The organism is Halobacillus yeomjeoni (assembly GCF_020171525.1).
GTDB lineage: Bacteria > Bacillota > Bacilli > Bacillales > Halobacillaceae > Halobacillus > Halobacillus yeomjeoni.
In genome coordinates, this window is the sequence record NZ_JAIVAI010000002.1 from 368,772 (window position 1) to 386,338 (window position 17,567).

General features: G+C 49.5%; 22 protein-coding genes and 1 riboswitch. Of the genes, 3 read left to right on the forward strand and 19 right to left on the reverse strand.

What is annotated here, in order from left to right; all coding sequences use genetic code 11:
- Positions 1–10 precede the first annotated feature (10 nt).
- Both LCL89_RS09970 and LCL89_RS16885 read left to right on the forward strand, forming a co-directional pair.
- Positions 11–271, forward strand: coding sequence for a YgaP family membrane protein (locus tag LCL89_RS09970; RefSeq protein ID WP_224809972.1), 261 nt, complete (start codon positions 11–13; stop codon positions 269–271).
- 685 nt (positions 272–956) lie between these two features.
- On the forward strand, positions 957–1,061 hold the full coding sequence (locus LCL89_RS16885; protein ID WP_328515420.1) for an EYxxD motif small membrane protein: 105 nt from the start codon (positions 957–959) through the stop codon (positions 1,059–1,061).
- Here LCL89_RS16885 and purD read toward each other — a convergent pair.
- The 14 genes from purD to LCL89_RS10040 form a co-directional block, all read right to left on the reverse strand.
- Positions 1,026–2,303 (reverse strand): phosphoribosylamine--glycine ligase, encoded by a 1,278-nt coding sequence (purD, locus tag LCL89_RS09975; protein ID WP_224809973.1) that lies wholly within the window; start codon positions 2,301–2,303, stop codon positions 1,026–1,028. The genes LCL89_RS16885 and purD overlap by 36 nt on opposite strands.
- A gap of 17 nt (positions 2,304–2,320) precedes the next feature.
- A complete protein-coding gene (gene purH, locus LCL89_RS09980) occupies positions 2,321–3,853 on the reverse strand; it encodes a bifunctional phosphoribosylaminoimidazolecarboxamide formyltransferase/IMP cyclohydrolase (protein ID WP_224809974.1) in 1,533 nt (510 codons plus the stop codon).
- Positions 3,850–4,428, reverse strand: a complete 579-nt coding sequence (gene purN, locus LCL89_RS09985; protein WP_224809975.1) for a phosphoribosylglycinamide formyltransferase — start codon at positions 4,426–4,428, stop codon at positions 3,850–3,852. The genes purH and purN overlap by 4 nt, the downstream gene beginning before the upstream one ends.
- Positions 4,425–5,447, reverse strand: coding sequence for a phosphoribosylformylglycinamidine cyclo-ligase (purM, locus tag LCL89_RS09990; protein ID WP_224809976.1), 1,023 nt, complete (start codon positions 5,445–5,447; stop codon positions 4,425–4,427). The genes purN and purM overlap by 4 nt, the downstream gene beginning before the upstream one ends.
- A gap of 18 nt (positions 5,448–5,465) precedes the next feature.
- Positions 5,466–6,878 carry an amidophosphoribosyltransferase gene (gene purF, locus LCL89_RS09995; RefSeq protein WP_224809977.1) on the reverse strand — a complete coding sequence of 471 codons (1,413 nt, stop codon included), beginning with the start codon at positions 6,876–6,878 and terminating at the stop codon, positions 5,466–5,468.
- Complete coding sequence (gene purL / locus LCL89_RS10000) at positions 6,854–9,082, reverse strand: phosphoribosylformylglycinamidine synthase subunit PurL (RefSeq protein ID WP_224809978.1); 2,229 nt, start codon at positions 9,080–9,082, stop codon at positions 6,854–6,856. The genes purF and purL overlap by 25 nt, the downstream gene beginning before the upstream one ends.
- On the reverse strand, positions 9,066–9,749 hold the full coding sequence (gene purQ / locus LCL89_RS10005; RefSeq protein WP_224809979.1) for a phosphoribosylformylglycinamidine synthase subunit PurQ: 684 nt from the start codon (positions 9,747–9,749) through the stop codon (positions 9,066–9,068). Before purQ ends, purL begins: the two co-directional genes overlap by 17 nt.
- On the reverse strand, positions 9,750–9,995 hold the full coding sequence (gene purS, locus LCL89_RS10010; RefSeq protein WP_197318084.1) for a phosphoribosylformylglycinamidine synthase subunit PurS: 246 nt from the start codon (positions 9,993–9,995) through the stop codon (positions 9,750–9,752).
- A complete protein-coding gene (purC, locus tag LCL89_RS10015; RefSeq protein ID WP_318245617.1) occupies positions 9,983–10,702 on the reverse strand; it encodes a phosphoribosylaminoimidazolesuccinocarboxamide synthase in 720 nt (239 codons plus the stop codon). Before purC ends, purS begins: the two co-directional genes overlap by 13 nt.
- Positions 10,703–10,783: 81 nt before the next feature.
- Positions 10,784–12,076: an adenylosuccinate lyase gene (purB, locus tag LCL89_RS10020; protein WP_224809981.1), complete on the reverse strand. Its 1,293-nt coding sequence runs from the start codon at positions 12,074–12,076 to the stop codon at positions 10,784–10,786.
- Between the two features lie 21 nt (positions 12,077–12,097).
- Positions 12,098–13,222, reverse strand: coding sequence for a 5-(carboxyamino)imidazole ribonucleotide synthase (purK, locus tag LCL89_RS10025; RefSeq protein ID WP_224809982.1), 1,125 nt, complete (start codon positions 13,220–13,222; stop codon positions 12,098–12,100).
- Entirely contained in the window at positions 13,212–13,703 is a 492-nt protein-coding gene (purE, locus tag LCL89_RS10030; RefSeq protein ID WP_224809983.1) for a 5-(carboxyamino)imidazole ribonucleotide mutase, read from the reverse strand. Before purE ends, purK begins: the two co-directional genes overlap by 11 nt.
- 89 nt (positions 13,704–13,792) lie before the next feature.
- A riboswitch (purine riboswitch) is annotated at positions 13,793–13,893 on the reverse strand.
- A gap of 82 nt (positions 13,894–13,975) precedes the next feature.
- Entirely contained in the window at positions 13,976–14,185 is a 210-nt protein-coding gene (locus LCL89_RS10035) for an NETI motif-containing protein (protein WP_224809984.1), read from the reverse strand.
- Positions 14,145–14,723 carry a DUF2179 domain-containing protein gene (locus LCL89_RS10040; protein WP_197318090.1) on the reverse strand — a complete coding sequence of 193 codons (579 nt, stop codon included), beginning with the start codon at positions 14,721–14,723 and terminating at the stop codon, positions 14,145–14,147. The genes LCL89_RS10035 and LCL89_RS10040 overlap by 41 nt, the downstream gene beginning before the upstream one ends.
- A gap of 147 nt (positions 14,724–14,870) precedes the next feature.
- Here LCL89_RS10040 and LCL89_RS10045 point away from each other — a divergent pair, with 147 nt between their 5' ends.
- Positions 14,871–15,299: an Hsp20/alpha crystallin family protein gene (locus LCL89_RS10045; RefSeq protein ID WP_224809985.1), complete on the forward strand. Its 429-nt coding sequence runs from the start codon at positions 14,871–14,873 to the stop codon at positions 15,297–15,299.
- Positions 15,300–15,360: 61 nt separating this feature from the next.
- Here the strand turns inward: LCL89_RS10045 and LCL89_RS10050 are convergent, their stop codons facing one another.
- From LCL89_RS10050 to LCL89_RS10070, 5 genes are all read right to left on the reverse strand, one after another.
- The gene (locus LCL89_RS10050) at positions 15,361–15,546 is read right to left on the reverse strand and encodes a hypothetical protein (RefSeq protein WP_224809986.1); all 186 of its coding nucleotides are present in this window, start codon (positions 15,544–15,546) and stop codon (positions 15,361–15,363) included.
- Positions 15,547–15,577: 31 nt separating this feature from the next.
- Positions 15,578–15,793: a hypothetical protein gene (locus LCL89_RS10055; RefSeq protein WP_224809987.1), complete on the reverse strand. Its 216-nt coding sequence runs from the start codon at positions 15,791–15,793 to the stop codon at positions 15,578–15,580.
- A 72-nt stretch (positions 15,794–15,865) separates the two neighbouring features.
- A complete protein-coding gene (locus tag LCL89_RS10060; protein ID WP_224809988.1) occupies positions 15,866–16,432 on the reverse strand; it encodes a DUF4256 domain-containing protein in 567 nt (188 codons plus the stop codon).
- Between the two features lie 68 nt (positions 16,433–16,500).
- Positions 16,501–17,079, reverse strand: a complete 579-nt coding sequence (locus LCL89_RS10065) for a type 1 glutamine amidotransferase family protein (protein ID WP_224809989.1) — start codon at positions 17,077–17,079, stop codon at positions 16,501–16,503.
- A gap of 35 nt (positions 17,080–17,114) precedes the next feature.
- On the reverse strand, positions 17,115–17,492 hold the full coding sequence (locus LCL89_RS10070; protein ID WP_224809990.1) for a VOC family protein: 378 nt from the start codon (positions 17,490–17,492) through the stop codon (positions 17,115–17,117).
- Positions 17,493–17,567: the final 75 nt, after the last annotated feature.

A 17,567-nucleotide genomic window follows, 5' to 3' on the forward strand; every position in this document is an offset into this window, starting at 1 on the left:
AGGAAATGCTTTGAAATCAAATATTGGAACAATCAATGCGATGCTTCGGATTACAGCCGGACTCAGCATGCTTACATTTGCGACGATCCGTGCCGCCAAGCGAGGCGAAGATTCGTCGATGCACCCAATTATGGTGGTAATCGGGGCTTTGAAAGTCGCGGAAGGCATCACCCGCTACTGTCCACTGACCGCCGTTTGTGAAGAGTTGATGTATGAGTCGGATGGAAAAGAAGAAGATTGGGAACAGGATTTCACCGAGTTTGAGATATAGACTGGTGCTTCCTTTTCTTATAGGCTCTGTTAAAGTTGATTGTTGATATTTAGTCTCAAACTAAGGACATAGCGGAGGCGGCCTTTTAGAATGACTCCCTTTCCGTGGGGTACCGTGAGCCTCCTCAGGCTGCGCCTTCCGGGGTCTCACGATGTACCTTTATCCCACAGGAGTGTCGCCATTCTAAAAGGCCGCCTCTTCAAAGTAGGAGGGTAAGAATGGCCGTTACCGAAGTCCGTTACACCAATTACGAACGGGATGGCAGGGGAAAACAGGTAGACTCCTGCGGGAAAAAGGAACAAGGTGAGACCCCGGAGAACGAAGTTCGATGAGGCTCAAGCGTTCCCCGCGGAAAGCGGACTGTTTTCCCTGCCATCCCGTGCTCTTAGTAAATAACGGATCGAATTTAACAGATCCTAAATAATAGTTGGAGGTCTGGGAAATCACTCGCTTTACGCGGCACGATTCAGCGGATGGGGTGGGAAACGGCGACACTCCCGCGGGAGAAAGAGCTGGGCGAGATCCCACAGGGCGCAGCCCGAGGAAGCTTGCCAGGTCGCCCGCAGGAAAGGGAGTCGTTTCCCACCCTCACTCACAACTATGAACGACCCGGTCTCCTTAAAAATAAGAGCAAAAAAATAACAGGACGGGGCAGTCCCCGTCCTTACAAAAGGATGATTCAATAATGGATTTCATGGAATATTTCACAGATGTCGGCTTTGTCCTCGTCACCATCATCGGAACGATCGCCGCTTTATTTTATGTGGGACTCCGACGACGCAATCGATGACCGGCCGATATCCCTTCGGTAGAAAAAGTCTTCGTTGTCTTCGAACACCTGAAGCTTGTCATAAACCACTTCCAGCGCCTGGGCAAGACTCTCCTGTTTCGCCCCGACAAGCAACACACGCCCGCCGCTGGATACATAGCGTGCACCTTTCTTCTCTGTACCCGCATGAATCGCAAATGCACCGTCGGTTTCATCCAGCTCCGGCAGCGGCCGCCCTTTCTCGTATCCCCCCGGATACCCGTCTGATGCGACGACCACTCCTGCACAGGTGTCTTTTGACCATGACAATCCCGGGTCTTTCCCGTCCAGTACATCGAGGAAAACCTGCACGAGGTCATTTTCAAGCATTGGCAGGACGACCTGCGTTTCCGGGTCTCCGAACCGTGCATTGAACTCGATCACCATCGGTCCTTCGACCGTCTCGATCAATCCTGCATACAAGATACCTGTAAAGGAACGCCCTTCCTGCATCATCGCTTCTGCCGTCGGTTTCAATATCGATGTCACTGCCGTATCGTAGGATGATTCTTTCAAATCAGGAACCGGAGCGAACGCCCCCATGCCACCGGTATTCGGACCTTGATCCCCTTCGTAGGCACGCTTATGATCTTTGGCCGGGATCATCGGATAAACATTCGAGCCGTTGACGAATGCCATCAAGGAAAACTCTTCCCCTTGCAGAAATTGTTCGACGACGATTTCCCGGCTCGCCTCCCCGAACTGTCCTTTTTCAAGCATATCTTCAGCAGCCAATAACGCCTCATCCAATGTTTCCGCGACGACGACGCCCTTGCCGGCTGCCAGACCATCCGCTTTCACGACGATAGGAGCTCCTTGTTCACGGATGTAGTCTTTTGCTTCCGCAAGATCCGTGAATGCACGGTAATCCGCTGTCGGGATGCCGTACTCCATCATCAGACTCTTTGCATAATGTTTGCTTCCTTCGATGACGGCCGCCTGTTTTGATGGGCCGAAAACCTTCAACCCTTCTGCTTCAAAACGATCGACCACGCCATCCATCAATGGATTTTCAGGACCGACGATCGTGAGCCCGATCTGTTTTTCTTTGGCAAAAGAGACCAGCGTATCCAAGTCCGTTTCTTCAATCGCGACACGCTCCGCATGACCTTCCATCCCCGCATTCCCAGGGGCTGCATAAATAGTTTCCACCTGTTCATTTTCAGCCAGCTTCCGGATGAGGCTGTGTTCACGACCTCCGCGGCCAATGACAAGAATGTTCATTCCGACCCGCTCCTTTCTTAGTGTTTGAAGTGACGCATACGTGTGAAGACCATCGCGATTCCGTGTTTGTTACAGGCATCAATCGAATCTTGATCGCGCTTGGAACCACCCGGCTGAATGATGGCGGTCACGCCTGCTGCTGCAGCCGCTTCAACTGTATCCGGCATCGGGAAGAACGCATCAGAAGCCATGATGCTGCCTTCAGCTTCTTCACCCGCCTGTTCGAATGCGATTTTCGCTGCACCGACACGGTTCATCTGACCGGCTCCCACGCCAAGGGTGCGGTCTCCTTTCGCTACGACGATGGCGTTCGATTTCACGTGCTTCACGACTTTCCAACCAAGCTTCAAGTCATGAAGTTCCTGTTCACTCGGCTCGCGCTCCGTCGCTACTTCAAGCTCAATACCATCCAAGGATCCTTCATCTGTATCCTGAACGAGTAGCCCACCGTTCACGCTTGTCAGTTTGTGCATCTGCGTTTCCGGCTTCGTCATCTCGACCGTCAGCAGGCGCAGGTTTTTCTTCTGTGTCAAAATGTCCAGCGCTTCCTGACTGAAGGATGGTGCGATGATGATTTCAAGGAAGATTTCTTTCAGCTTCGCAGCTGTCTCTTCGTCCACTTCGCGGTTCAAGGCGACGATTCCACCGAAAATGCTGACTGGATCGCCTTCGTAAGCTTTTACGTAAGCATCATATAGACTTTCTCCTACTCCGACGCCGCAAGGGTTCATATGCTTCACGGCGACTGCCGCCGGTTGATGGAATTCCAGCACCACTTCAAGCGCTGCGTTCGCATCCTGGATGTTGTTGTAGGAAAGCTCTTTTCCATTCAGCTGTTCCGCACTCGCAAGCGAAGCACTTTCATAGTTCGCTTTTTTATAGAAAGAAGCCGTCTGGTGCGGGTTTTCCCCGTAACGCAGGGATTGGACCTTTTCATATGTGACGGTGTACGTCTCAGGGTAAGCTTCTTCAGTCAGTGTCGTGAAATATTCCGCGATCATCGCATCGTAATTGGCGGTATGGCGGAAGACTTTCGCCGCAAGCTGCCGGCGCGTCTCGTAACTCAAGTTATCTGCCTTCAGCCCTTCGATGACTTTTTCATAATCAGCTGGATCGACGACGACTGCGACGTCTTCGAAACTTTTCGCAGCGGCGCGAAGCATCGTCGGTCCGCCGATGTCGATGTTTTCAATGGCATCCGCTTCGGTGACATCCTCTTTCGCGATCGTTTCTTTGAACGGATACAAGTTTACAGCGACGAGATCGATCGTCTCGATATCCAGTTCTTCCAGCTGACTGATGTGGCCGCTGTTATCTCTTTTTGCGAGCAGTCCGCCATGGACAGCCGGGTGGAGCGTTTTGACGCGTCCATCCATGATTTCCGGAAATTCAGTGATCTCAGAAATCGATCGTACAGGAATCCCCGCTTCTTCGATGCTTCGTTTCGTTCCGCCTGTGGATACTAATTCGTATCCAAGCTCATGTAGTTCTGCTGCGAAATTTGATAGTCCTTGTTTATCGGATACGCTCAACAGCGCTCGTTTTGTCATATGGATTCCTCCTTGATCTTCAATGTTCGGATGACACTCGGATAAAGTTTATGTTCAATCGCCTGGATTTTACGGACGACATCGTCTTTCGTATCTCCGTCCTCGATCCGGACCGCTTCCTGTTCGATGATCGGCCCCGTGTCCATGCCTTCATCGACGAAGTGGACCGTCACACCTGTGATTTTCACTTGTTGATCAAACGCTTGACCAATAGCGTCTTTCCCAGGAAACGCAGGCAATAGCGACGGGTGGATGTTGAGAATCCGGTTGCGGTAAGGTTCCAAAAGCGTCGGTCCGATCAGGCGCATAAAGCCTGCGAGAATGATGTAATCGATCCCCCGCTCCCGGCAATCTTTCAATAACGCTTCTTCATACTGGACCTTATTTTCATACACATTGGCACTGAAAACGATCGTATCGATTTCATAGTTCTGAGCTTTTTCAATGACAGGAGCCCCGACTCTGTCACACACAAGCAGCGTCACTTCAGCATCCAGCTCCCCTTTTTGGATGGCGTGGACGATCGCGTCAAAATTCGAACCCGTACCTGATGCAAAAACAGCTAACTTCATCATATCCACTGGATCCCTTCATTGGCTGTGACTTCGCCGATGATCCCGGCTTGTTCTCCTGCCTCATTCAACGCGCGTACGGCTTCGTCCGCTTCCTGAGCTGGAACGACTGCGACCATGCCGATGCCCATATTGAATACGCCGTACATATCTTCTCCCGTCAAGCTCCCTTGTTGTTGTAAAAAGCGAAATACGTCAGGAATGTCCCAGCTTCCCTGTTGGATAGACACCCCAAGACCTTCCGGAAGAGTACGCGGAATATTTTCATAAAAACCGCCGCCGGTAATGTGTGCAAGACCTTTGATGGATACCGCTTGTCTCAATCGTTGAATCGCACGGACGTAAATCTTCGTCGGCGTAAGCAGTTCTTCTCCCAGTGGACGATCGAATGGAGGATAGGTTTCTTTATAATCCAAACCTTCTTCTTCCACGATCCGGCGAACGAGCGAAAACCCATTGGAATGGACGCCTGAAGAGGAAAGGCCGATCAGGACGTCGCCAGGTCGGATCGACTCTCCGGTAATGATGTCGTTTTTATCGGCCATCCCGACGACGAAACCGGCCAGGTCATATTCATCCAGCTCATACATGCCCGGCATTTCCGCCGTTTCGCCACCGACAAGGGCAGCTCCGGATTGTTCACAGCCATCCGCGATGCCTTTGACGATCTGTTCGATACGCTCGGGATTATTTTTTCCGCAGGCGATATAATCTAAAAACAAAAGCGGGTCTGCACCTTGTGCGACGATATCGTTGACGCACATCGCCACAGCGTCCACCCCGATCGTGTCGTGCTTATCCATCAAAAAAGCGAGCTTCAGCTTCGTTCCGACACCGTCCGTTCCGGTGACGAGTACGGGGTGGTCATAGCTCATCCCGCTGATATCGAACAGTCCTGCAAAAGCCCCGAGACCTCCGAGAACTTCTTTCCTCATCGTTCTCGATACGTGTTTTTTCATGCGGTCGACCGCTTCGTACCCGGCTTCGACGTCGACCCCCGCTTGTTTATACGATTGACTCATCGCTCTCCCTCCTTCGCGTTACGCTTTTTCATATGGATGTACCGTGTTCGGATAAATTTCAGTCGGATAGTTGCCGGTGAAGCACGCCATACAGCCTCCGTGCTCCATCGATTCCTCCCCTTGATAAATGGCATCATTCAGCCCTTCTGTCGATAAAAATGAAAGACTGTCAGCACCGATTTGCTGTTCGATTTCTTCGACTGTATTGTTCGCGGCAATCAACTCCCCGCTGTTGGAGGTGTCGATTCCGTAATAGCAAGGATTTTTGATCGGTGGCGATGCAATCCTGACGTGGACTTCCTTCGCTCCCGCTTCCTTCAGCATTTTCACGATCCGGCGGCTGGTCGTTCCCCGTACGATCGAGTCATCGACCATGACGACACGTTTTCCATCAACGATTCCACGGACAGCGGACAACTTCATTTTCACACCCTGCTCCCGCAGCTCCTGGGAAGGCTGGATGAATGTTCGGCCGACATAGCGGTTTTTGATCAATCCGAGCTCATAAGGGATGCCCGCTTCTTCTGCATACCCGATGGCGGCAGAAATGCTGGAATCAGGAACGCCGGTTACTACATCCGCTTCGACTGGAGCTTCATTCGCGAGTGCTTTGCCCATCCGCTTTCTGGACGCATGGACGTTTTTCCCATCAAGATCACTGTCAGGACGGGAAAAATACACGTACTCCATCGAGCAGAGTGTACGCTGGATCGGTGCTGAAAAGCGCTTGGATTCGATGCCGTCATCAGAAATGATCAGCAGTTCCCCCGGTTTCACTTCCCTTTCATACGTCGCACCGACGACATCGAAGGCACACGTTTCGGATGAAACCATCCATGAATCCCCGAGGTGGCCGAGGCTCAACGGACGAAGACCACGCGGGTCGTTGGCGACATACATGCGGTCTTCTGTCATCAATAAAAAGGCGTACGCCCCTTTAATCATCGACAGTCCTTCCATGATTGCCTCATCCAAAGGCAGGTGACGCGCGCGTTTGATCAAGTGAGCGACGACTTCTGTATCCGATGTCGTCTGTAAAATCGATCCCTGCGCCTCGAGCTGGCTTTTCAAAGCCTGGGCGTTGACGAGGTTGCCGTTATGGGCGAGCGCGAGCCCGCCGGTCTGCGAGCGGAACAAAAGGGGCTGGATGTTTTCATAGCCGCCGTCCCCTGCCGTCGCATAACGTACATGACCCATGGATGCATGTCCTACGAGATCATCCAACTGCTGTTGGGAAAAAACTTCGTTGATGAGTCCGTGCCCTTTGGCGAGCTTCAATTCCTCTCCGTTTGTCGTGACGATTCCAGCACCCTCCTGTCCGCGGTGCTGGAGGGCATGCAGCCCGTAATACGTCAATTGGGCGGAATCCAGGTGACCCCAGACACCAAAGATGCCGCACTCTTCATTTAAACCTTTGATTTCACCAAGCATGGAATAGCTCCTTTCCAAGTCTCCTTCAATGTTGTCGTCTGCTCTTCCAAGACCGGTTGTTCCCCTGATTTCACACGCAATACTCCGTCATCCGTCACGGTTCCGATACAGCGGGCATCCTTCACCTCACCCTCGAAGGCTTCTTGATGTTCAGGATTCACCGAGACGATGTAACGGGACTGCGTTTCAGAAAATAGTGCCGTCGTAAGGTCGCCTTCCAAAGCGACATCACAGCCTAGTTCATTTTCAAACAGGCTTTCTGCCAGCGCGACTGCAAGTCCACCTTCAGACAAGTCATGCGCAGATGCGACGAAACCTGATTGAATTGCCTTCAGCAACTGCTTTTGACGACTCGCTTCTATGTCCAGATCGATGCGGAGTGCTTTGCCGAAATGCTTCCCTTCAAGCATTCCCTGCAGTTCGCTGCCACCGAATTCCGGATAGGTTTCACCGATGATATAAATCAAGTCGCCGGCTTTTTTCATATGCGACTGCGTGATGTGTTTCGTTTCTTCGATCAATCCTACCATTCCGACGATCGGTGTCGGGTAAATGGCATGACCGCCGAACGATTCATTGTATAGAGAAACGTTTCCGCTGATGACCGGTGTGCCGAGTTTCGTACAGGCACTGCTCATCCCTTCCACGCTTTTTTCCATCTGCCAGAAAATTTCCGGGTTCTCCGGAGAACCGAAGTTGAGGCCGTCCGTCAATCCGAGCGGCCGTCCACCGGAACAGACGATGTTGCGAGCCGCTTCTGCGACAGCGATTTTTCCGCCCGTTTCCGGATCGAGGTAAATATAGCGGGAGTTGCAATCGGTCGTCATCGCAAGCGCCTTATCCGTACCGCGTACGCGCAGGACCGCTGCATCCGATCCCGGTCTCACGACAGTATTGGTCTGGACCATGGAATCGTACTGATCATAAACCCACTCTTTGCTTGCGATCGTCGGCTGTTTAAGCAGATCGAGGAGTGTCTTGCGATAATCACTTACATCCGGAATGTAGTTGTCCATCGCCTGGAACTCTTTATAATACGCAGGTACTCTCCACGGCTGGTGGTACACCGGTGCGTCTTCGGCAAGAGAATCGACTGGTACATCCGCAACGGTCTCGCCTTTGTGTGTGAGACGGAAGCGTTTCGTGTCTGTCACTTCACCGACTGCGACCGCTTCGAGGTCGTATTTTTTGAACACCTGAGCGATCTCTTCTTCACGTCCTTTTTCAACGACGAGAAGCATACGCTCCTGGGATTCTGACAGCATCATTTCGTATGGCGTCATGTTCAATTCACGCTGTGGAATCAAATCCAGGTTCATCGTCATTCCGGTCCCGGCTTTACTCGCCATTTCACTGGCGGATGAAGTCAGACCAGCCGCTCCCATATCCTGAATGCCGACAAGAGCGTCATGCTGGATGACATCGAGACACGCTTCGATCAACAGTTTTTCCATGAACGGATCACCGACCTGGACGGATGGACGCTTTTCTTCGGACTCTTCTGAAAGTTCTTCCGATGCGAAAGTCGCCCCGTGGATGCCGTCCCGTCCGGTTTTGGCACCGACATACATGACCGTATTGCCGATTCCGGCTGCGATTCCTTTTTGAATGTCTTTATGGTCGATGAGTCCGACACACATCGCATTGACAAGCGGGTTGCCGTTGTAGGCGTCATCGAATTGAACTTCTCCTCCCACCGTAGGAACACCTACACAGTTGCCGTATCCGGCGATGCCATTTACGACTTCTTCAAACAGAAACTTCACGCGCGGGTGCTTGAGAGACCCGAATCGTAACGAATTCAATAAAGCGATCGGACGGGCGCCCATCGAAAAGACGTCACGAAGGATGCCTCCGACACCGGTCGCTGCGCCTTGATAAGGCTCGACGGCGGACGGGTGGTTGTGGCTTTCGATCTTGAAAACGACCGCCTGATCGTCGCCGATATCAATGATTCCTGCGCCTTCGCCCGGCCCCTGCAGGACGTGCGGACCTTCCGTCGGAAACTTTTTCAATAAAGGTTTGGAGTTCTTATAACTGCAGTGCTCGGACCACATGACCGAGAACAATCCTGTTTCTGTATGATTCGGGCGACGGCCGAGAATTTTCGTGATCGATTTGAATTCTTCGTCGCTCAAACCCATTTCACGATAGAGACGTTGTTGTTCGATTTGCTCTGGACTGATTTCAAGCGTTGATGGCATGGTTATTCCTCCAGTGTGTCAAAATGGATTGAAACAGACGTAGACCGTCCTCATTTCCGATCAGTTTCTCAACGGCACGCTCCGGGTGCGGCATCATGCCAAGCACGTTCCCTGCTTCATTGGTAATCCCAGCGATATCCCCGACAGAACCGTTCGGATTGTTTTCGTATGTGAAGGCGATTTGATCGTTTTCCAGCAATGTCTGATACGTTTCTTCATCGCAATAATAGTTTCCATCCCCGTGGGCAATCGGAATGCTGATCTTTTCCTTCTTTTCATAGTGACTCGTAAACATCGTCTCGTTGTTTTCCACAATCAGAGTTTCATAGTGGCACATGAACTTTTGATTGACGTTGGAAAGCATCGCTCCTGGTAAAAGCCCCGTCTCGAGCAGCACCTGGAATCCATTGCAGACACCAAGTATCGGCTTTCCTGCTTCCGCTGCCGCGCGGATCTGCTCAGTCACTTGTGAAGTAGCGGCGATCGCGCCCGAGCGCAGGTAATCCCCATAAGAGAATCCGCCGGGAAGGAGAATGGCATCATAGTCTGATAGATCCGCTTCCTGATACCAGACAAGATCCGCTTCTTCCCCTAATGCGTCCTTGGCCGCAAAGTACATGTCACGATCACAATTGGAACCTGGAAATACGACGACTGCGAACTTCAATTAAACAACCTCCTCGATCGTGTACGAGTAATCTTCGATGACAGGGTTAGCGAGCAGTTGATCACACATCCGGTCGATCTGCTTTTCGATATCGGCCGTATCTTCCATCATCACTTCCATGTATTTGCCGACGCGGACTTCATTGACGTTGTCATACTCCAGGGAACGTAAAGAATTCTGGACCGCTTTTCCTTGAGGGTCGAGGACCCCTTCTTTCAATGTGATGTGAATTTTTACTTTGCGCATGTGTTTTCCTCCAGTCGTTGTAAAATCGTTTCATACGTAGAAATCAAATCTCCGATATTTTCACGGAACACGTCTTTATCCATTTTTTCACCGCTGTGGATGTCCCAAAGCCTGCACGTATCCGGTGAAATTTCATCGGCGAGCACGATGGTTCCGTCCTTCAGACGTCCGAATTCCAATTTGAAATCGACCAGTTGCAGGTCTGCTTCCTTGAAAAGCTGGATGAGGTGTTCATTGATGTTCAAAGCCATTTGTTTGATGTGGGTGAGTTCGTCTTCTGTGATGTCTGTGAGATGGTAGGCATGGACGTCATTGATGAGCGGGTCATCCAATCTGTCTTCTTTATAAAACAATTCAATGATCGGCGGGGTGAAGCTTGTTTTCTCTTCGATACCGAGGCGGCGTGTAATGCTTCCGGCCGCGACGTTTCTGACGACGACTTCAAGAGGGATGATGGTCGTCTGTTTGACCAGCTGTTCTGTATCATTCAAAGCTTCTATAAAGTGGGAGTCGATCTGGTGGAGCTTCAGGTAATCGAATACCTTCGAGGTAATCAAGTTGTTCAGGCGTCCTTTGCCCTCGAACTGATCTTTTTTCTTGCCATTAAAAGCGGTGGCATCATTCTTATAGGATAAAATCAAACGATCGTTTTGATCGGTGCGGTAGACACGTTTCGCTTTGCCTTCATACAACAAAGAACCTTTCATCAAGAACACCTCGCATAGATAGTTTATCGATGACCTGAGCAGAAACGGATTCCACCCAGGTCATCACAATGTCAAAAATGATTAAAGTCCGATTCGGTCAAAGATACGGTCGACGTTTTTCAAGTGGTGCTTGTAGTCGAAGCATGCGTCAAGCTGCTCTTCAGACAAGGTCTCTGTGATACGCTCGTCCGCTTCGATCAAGTCACGGAAAGGAACACCGCGTTCCCAAGCTTCCATCGCTTTCGGCTGGACGAGGTCGTACGCTTCTTCACGGACCATCCCTTCATCGATCAGCGTCAGCAATACACGCTGGGAGAAAATCAGGCCGTACGTTTTCTCCATATTTTCCTGCATACGCTCAGGGAAGACCGTCAAGTTCTTCACGATGTTCCCGAAACGGTTCAGCATATAGTTGATCGCAATCGTCGCATCCGGCAAGATGATGCGTTCAGCCGAGGAGTGCGAGATGTCACGTTCATGCCATAGAGGCACATTTTCAAAAGCGGTCATCATTTCCCCGCGCAGCACCCGGGCCATTCCGGTCATATTTTCAGACCCGATCGGATTCCGTTTGTGAGGCATGGCTGAAGACCCTTTCTGTCCTTTTGCGAAAAACTCTTCCACTTCGCGGGTTTCCGTTTTTTGAAGGCCGCGGATTTCAACAGCGATTTTTTCAATCGACGTCGCAATCAAGGCAAGCGTGGATACGTAATGCGCATGACGGTCACGCTGTAACGTCTGTGTGGATACAGGCGCAGGCGCAAGACCGAGTTTTCCGCACACATATTCTTCTACGTATGGATCGATGTTGGCGTATGTTCCGACGGCACCTGAGAGCTTCCCGACTTGGATGTGCTGTATCGCAAGGTCCAGACGTTCCAGGTTACGTTTCATCTCTTCATAATAAAGAGCCAGTTTCAAACCGAATGTCGTCGGTTCAGCATGCACACCGTGGGTACGCCCCATCATGACGGTATGTTTATGTTCACGGGCTTTTTCACCCAGGATTTCGATAAAGTTGACTAAATCTTTACGGATGATTTCGTTCGCCTGCTTGAGTTGGTAGGAAAGAGCTGTATCGACGACGTCCGTTGATGTCAGGCCGTAGTGGACCCATTTCCGCTCTTCTCCGACCGTTTCCGATACGGCACGGGTGAAGGCGACGACATCATGACGCGTTTCCGCTTCGATATCGTGGATACGCTCGACATCGAACGAAGCTTTTTCACGAAGTTTCTGTACATCATCAGCCGGGATCACTCCAAGCTCACTCCAGGCTTCGCAGGCAAGCAGTTCTACCTCAAGCCATGCCTGGTATCGGTTTTCTTCTGTCCAAATCGCGCCCATTTCGGGTCTGGTGTAACGTTCTATCATCGTCTTCCTCCTCGTTGTTTCCTAAAAATGAATATGATTGTCTTTGAATGTTTGATCGATTTCTTCAAGGGAGTTGCCTACTACTGTGATGTGCCCCATTTTCCGGTTGGTGCGGGCTTCTTTTTTCCCGTAGTCATGGAGATGGATATCCCGTAATGTCTCCAAATGATCCAGCAGATAACCGCGGTGTTTCCCAAGGACGTTGACCATGACCGCAGCCGGTAAGGTGTGGACGGTCAACAACGGTATGCCGCAGATGGCTCGCACGTGCTGTTCGAATTGGGAAACGCTGCACGCTTCAATCGTGTAGTGACCTGAATTGTGCGGCCTTGGTGCCATTTCGTTGATGTACACTTTTTCATCCCGGACGAACATTTCCACAGCGAATGTACCGACGACACCGATTTTTTCTGCCAAAGCTTTGACCGCTTCGCGTGCCTGATCTCCGACATAATCAGAAATACGGGCCGGTACACGTGTTTCGTGTAAAATGTGATTTTTATGGATGTTTTCCCCGATCGGGAAGTAGCTGATCGAACCGTCGAGACCTCTCGTGAACACTTGGGATATTTCCAAGTCGAACTCCAGCCATTGTTCGACGATGTACGTGCCGCCTTCTTTAATGAAAGCTTCCGCCTGCTCCAGGTAGTCCTTCCCTTCGAGCTTCAGCTGCCCTTTCCCATCGTAGCCGCCACTGATCGTCTTGATGACGGACGGGTATCCGATCGCTCTCAGTGCGCGGACCAATTCATCATAGGAATGGACGATTTCAAACGGTGGAACTTCCAGCCCCGCATCAACCGCCACCTGCTTTTCCTTCGAACGGTTCTGCGTCACTTCCAAAGAGTAAGCCCCTTGTGGAAGTTTTCCAGCCGCTTCGAACGAACGCGCGACTTCGAGATCGACATTTTCGAATTCATACGTGATGACGTCGCTGATCTCCGCCAACTTTTCAGCAGCTGCCACATCATCATAAGCCGCTTCGATATGTTCATCGGCGACTTGAGCACATGGACAATCTTCCGTCGGATCCATGACCGCAATCCGATATCCCATGTGACGGGCCGCTACGGCCATCATTCTTCCTAGCTGTCCTCCACCAAGAATTCCTATCGTCTGTCCAGGTCGTATGATTTCATGACTCACGTAAATCGCTCCTCATTCCTTCGACTTTATCTACCATGCGAGACCGATAGTCTTCAAGACTCTGTGCTACCTTTTCATCAAAAGCACCGAGCATTTCCGCTGCCAGAAGTCCGGCATTCTTCGCGCCGGAACTTCCGATCGCAACCGTCGCGACCGGAACCCCTCCAGGCATCTGGACGATTGATAATAAAGAATCGAGTCCCTGCAGCGCTTTCGACTGGACCGGTACACCGATGACTGGAAGAGTCGTTTTGGATGCGACCATCCCTGGCAGATGAGCGGCTCCGCCTGCACCTGCGATGATCACCTTCAGCCCTTTCCCTCTCGCTTCTTCTGCATATGAGAACATATCCTCCGGCGTCCGGTGCGCGGAGATGATTTCTTTTTCAAAAGGGATGTGCAATTCTTCCAGGACGTCACAGGCATGTTTCATCGTTTCCCAGTCCGATATACTACCCATGATGACACCAACTTCAGCCATTTTATCACTTCCTTCATTAAAAAAGCCTGCTCAACTCCCTCATAAATGAGGAGAGATGAACAGGCATACCTGTATCCACGAAAAAATGGACATGCGCGCACTCTCCTCATAGTCCGGAAATTTACGGTTTCCAGGTAGAGACGAACGGGCCCTATTCCCGTCTTATATGAGGATGGTCTATGCAATTTCTATCTACATCTTATCAATACGCACTCTACGATGTCAACGCGAATACGAACATTAAAAAATAATTTACAATTGATTGTTCGTGTTTATTGCTTTACAGCATGAAAAACGATCGTTTTCCCTACAGGTTTCATCACTTTTTCACCATTTTTTACCTCTTCACGGAATACGGGCTCCTCTGCACGACGAATCGGCATGTACCCTTCTTTCTTCATCCGATCGAGGCATTGATCGATCGTTTCATTCTCTTGGACTTCAAAACGCTTCTTGCTGTTCCTGCTGTTCTTTTTGGGCATCTCGAATCTTTCCTCTCTTGACGGATTTCACCCAGAATCCACCATGGATCTGCTTCGGTTCATACGCTACGATGAACGCTTTCGGGTCGATGTTACGGATCGTTTCATATAAGGAAAGCTCATATTTCCGCGGTGTCAAAATCTGCATTGCCAAACGGTCGCCTTCCATTCCGTACGCATACCAGCTCGTCACACCATACCCTTTATCACGAAGCTGTTTGGTGAATTGGATGTCCGGGTCTGAAGATATTACGTTAACCGTAATATAACCCAGAGCGAGCTTCTCTTCAATCTTCATCCCGACGATGACACCTGTTCCGTAACCGACAGCATACGCGATGACGTTCTCAATCTGATCGAGCCGGTCGAGTACAAGACCAAGACCAAAAATGTACGTCACAATCTCAAACATACTGATGAATGCAGCAAAATAACGCTGCCCTTTTAACGTAAAAATCATGCGCAATGTAAAAAACGATACATAAACGATGTTGACCACCAAAATGATGGCAATCACCAACCATGGGTTTTCTAACATGCATGCACCCTCCTAACCTAAGCTGCTTGCCAAGTCGAACCAGGATATTCACCCAGTTCCCTTTTCTTGCATACACTATAAACCATGATAGGTCGAACGACAATGAATTTTCACCGCAAAAACTGACATAATATGGAGGGGTATGTGATGAACAACCAATTCAAGGATTGGAAGTCGAATTTGGACCGATTTTTCGGGCATGATTTCTGGGGAGATTTCGAAGGGATGATGAAACCTTCGATTCCCTACATCAACATGTATCAGTATGATAATGAAGTGTTATGTTATGCGAGTATCCCAGGGATGAACCACCCTAAAGACATTGAAGTGTTCGTCGATCATGCGACACTTACGTTGAAAGGAAAAATCGAAATCAACCATCGCGGCGGTCACCAGATCAAAGCTGAGATCGCGGATGGAACGTTTGAACGGACCATCGACCTGCCTTTCCCTGTAAGGAGCGACAAGATCGATGCGACGTATAAGAACGGCTTGTTGATTGTCCAGCTTCATCGGTATATCTCTGATCATACGCGTCAGAACCCGGTTCAAATACGTCATCTTGAAGATGAATAAAAGGCAGCCATGATGGCTGCCTTTTTGTGTATTGGAACCGTAAATAGTACGATCCACGTATTCATGTATGTTTCTTTGAATCAATTTTTGCCAAATGGCTCAATAACAATTGGCAGCAGATGAGGCACAAAACAAAAAGGATGCCCGGCTCACCTGTACCCCATATGGAAGTGACCGCTGCAAACACCAGCACGGAGGCCACAATCCATAGAACCATATAAATGAAAATGCTTATGACTGTACTCATACAAAACCTTCCTGACAGATATTACTCTTAACTACTTGTTGTTCTTATTGAAATGGAAAAAGGCAAAAACACAACCTGCATACAGAGGTGCGAGGATGGAGATGAATATGATGCCTTGGTATATCTTTTTCTTATCATATAAGTCCTGATATGCAGCGAAGTACAATAACCAGGAAATGAGCGCTGTCGCTGCAATGATATAGTGGAGTTTTTCTTCGCTCAGACGACTTTTGTTTTTACTGTTCAAAATACATCACCTCTCCTCTACCTATACCCTGTATACGATTCGAATATACTTTCGTTTCATAGAATACGTCTATCACACTTTGAGCGAACCTCGGAAGCCTCTTGCCGCATAGTAGGATTCTGCTCCGTTGTGATAAACAAACACCGTATCATAGCGGCGGTCACAAAAGAGCGACCCGCCAAGCTTCCTGATCATATCAGGTGTCTGCACCCAGCTCGAAGTTTTCGTATCGAACTCTCCAAGTTCCTGAAGGTCACGGTATTGTTGTTCCGTCAAAATTTCAACGCCTATCGCTTCCGCCAGATCGACCGCGCTGTTTTCCGGTTTGTGTTTCTTTCTTGATTCCAGCGCTTCGCGGTCGTAACAGACACTTCTCCGGCCCTTTGGACTTTGAGCAGAACAATCAAAAAATATGTACTCTCCCGACTGTTCGTCCTGCCCCACCACATCCGGTTCTCCTTCTGTTCTCTCCATCTCATGCAGGGTCCATAGCTTTGCAGGATTCGATTCGAGTTTAGCGTGTACATCTTCCCACTCGATATTCGGATGGCGGTTCATGTTTTTCTCAAAACGGGCTTTCAACGTATTCAGAAGTTCGCCACGTTGTGCAGATGACAGACTCACATTTTCTTTTCCCATAGGAACTCTCTCCTTTTTCAAGGGTTACGATTGTAAAACTGACTTACAAGGAGATAATCGAATCTTGGCTAGCTCTTCACAAATCCTTCTTTGAACAAACCATACCATTCCTTTAAACCTTCACCTTCCAACACATGCAGGTCCTCCAATATGTCCCTTGAAAATTCTAATGCTCCCGAACCGTTCGCTGTGATCAGAAATCCATCACTTACGGACTGTGCATTTATATAGTTTTCATCTCCACGGTATTCAGGCGCACTCTCTTTCAGGTAAGGCAGCGAATTGCCTGTATGTTCATGATCGTCCAGAAACCCATGCTTCCCTAAAAAGGTCGTTGCATCACAAATCGCCGCTACAGGAATATCCCGCTCCATACAGGCACCGACAAGCTCCACTGCCTTCTGATTCTTTTCCTCTCTCCAGCCGGTTCCACCAGGGATGATCAACATCGCAATTTCTTTTAAAGAAACGTCTTCCATTGAGAAATCCGGCAGAACAGTCAGCCCACCCATAGATATCTTAGGTTGATCGTCAATCGCTACGGCCTTCACCTGATAGCCTGTCCCATGTTTATTGATCTCTGCAGTCACATAACCTGCTTCCCAATCAGCAAAACCATCCGTAACAAACACCAAAACTTGTTTCATTCCATGCCCCTTCCGACGAAATGAGAATTCATCGTTTATTTACTTCCTTCCATTACCGCAAAGTAATGCTCTTCATCATCGGAAAAATTGAAGACTTTCCCTATCGGCATTTGGACAATCTTACCGACCTTTACATTCTTACTTTTCAACTCTTCATGCAGCTGATTCAGATCCTCAGTGAAAAACATCAAAGAAGGGGTATCAAGATTCAATTCCGGAGACATTTCGGCAACCTTTTTCTTATCGTGAAGTACGATTGTCGTTTCTGCTTCTTTACTTGGAGCTATTTCAATCCACCTCATACCATCATTCGCTTCATCAACAACCACAAAACCCAGCTTTTCCGTCCAAAACCTCACAGATTCATCCTGATTATCGACATACAACATCACTTGTCCTAATTGAGTGAACATCATTTTTCCCCTCTCGAATGAGTTATACTCTAGTATTCGTTATCGGGGTGGAGAACCCTCCTCTATAATATGAAA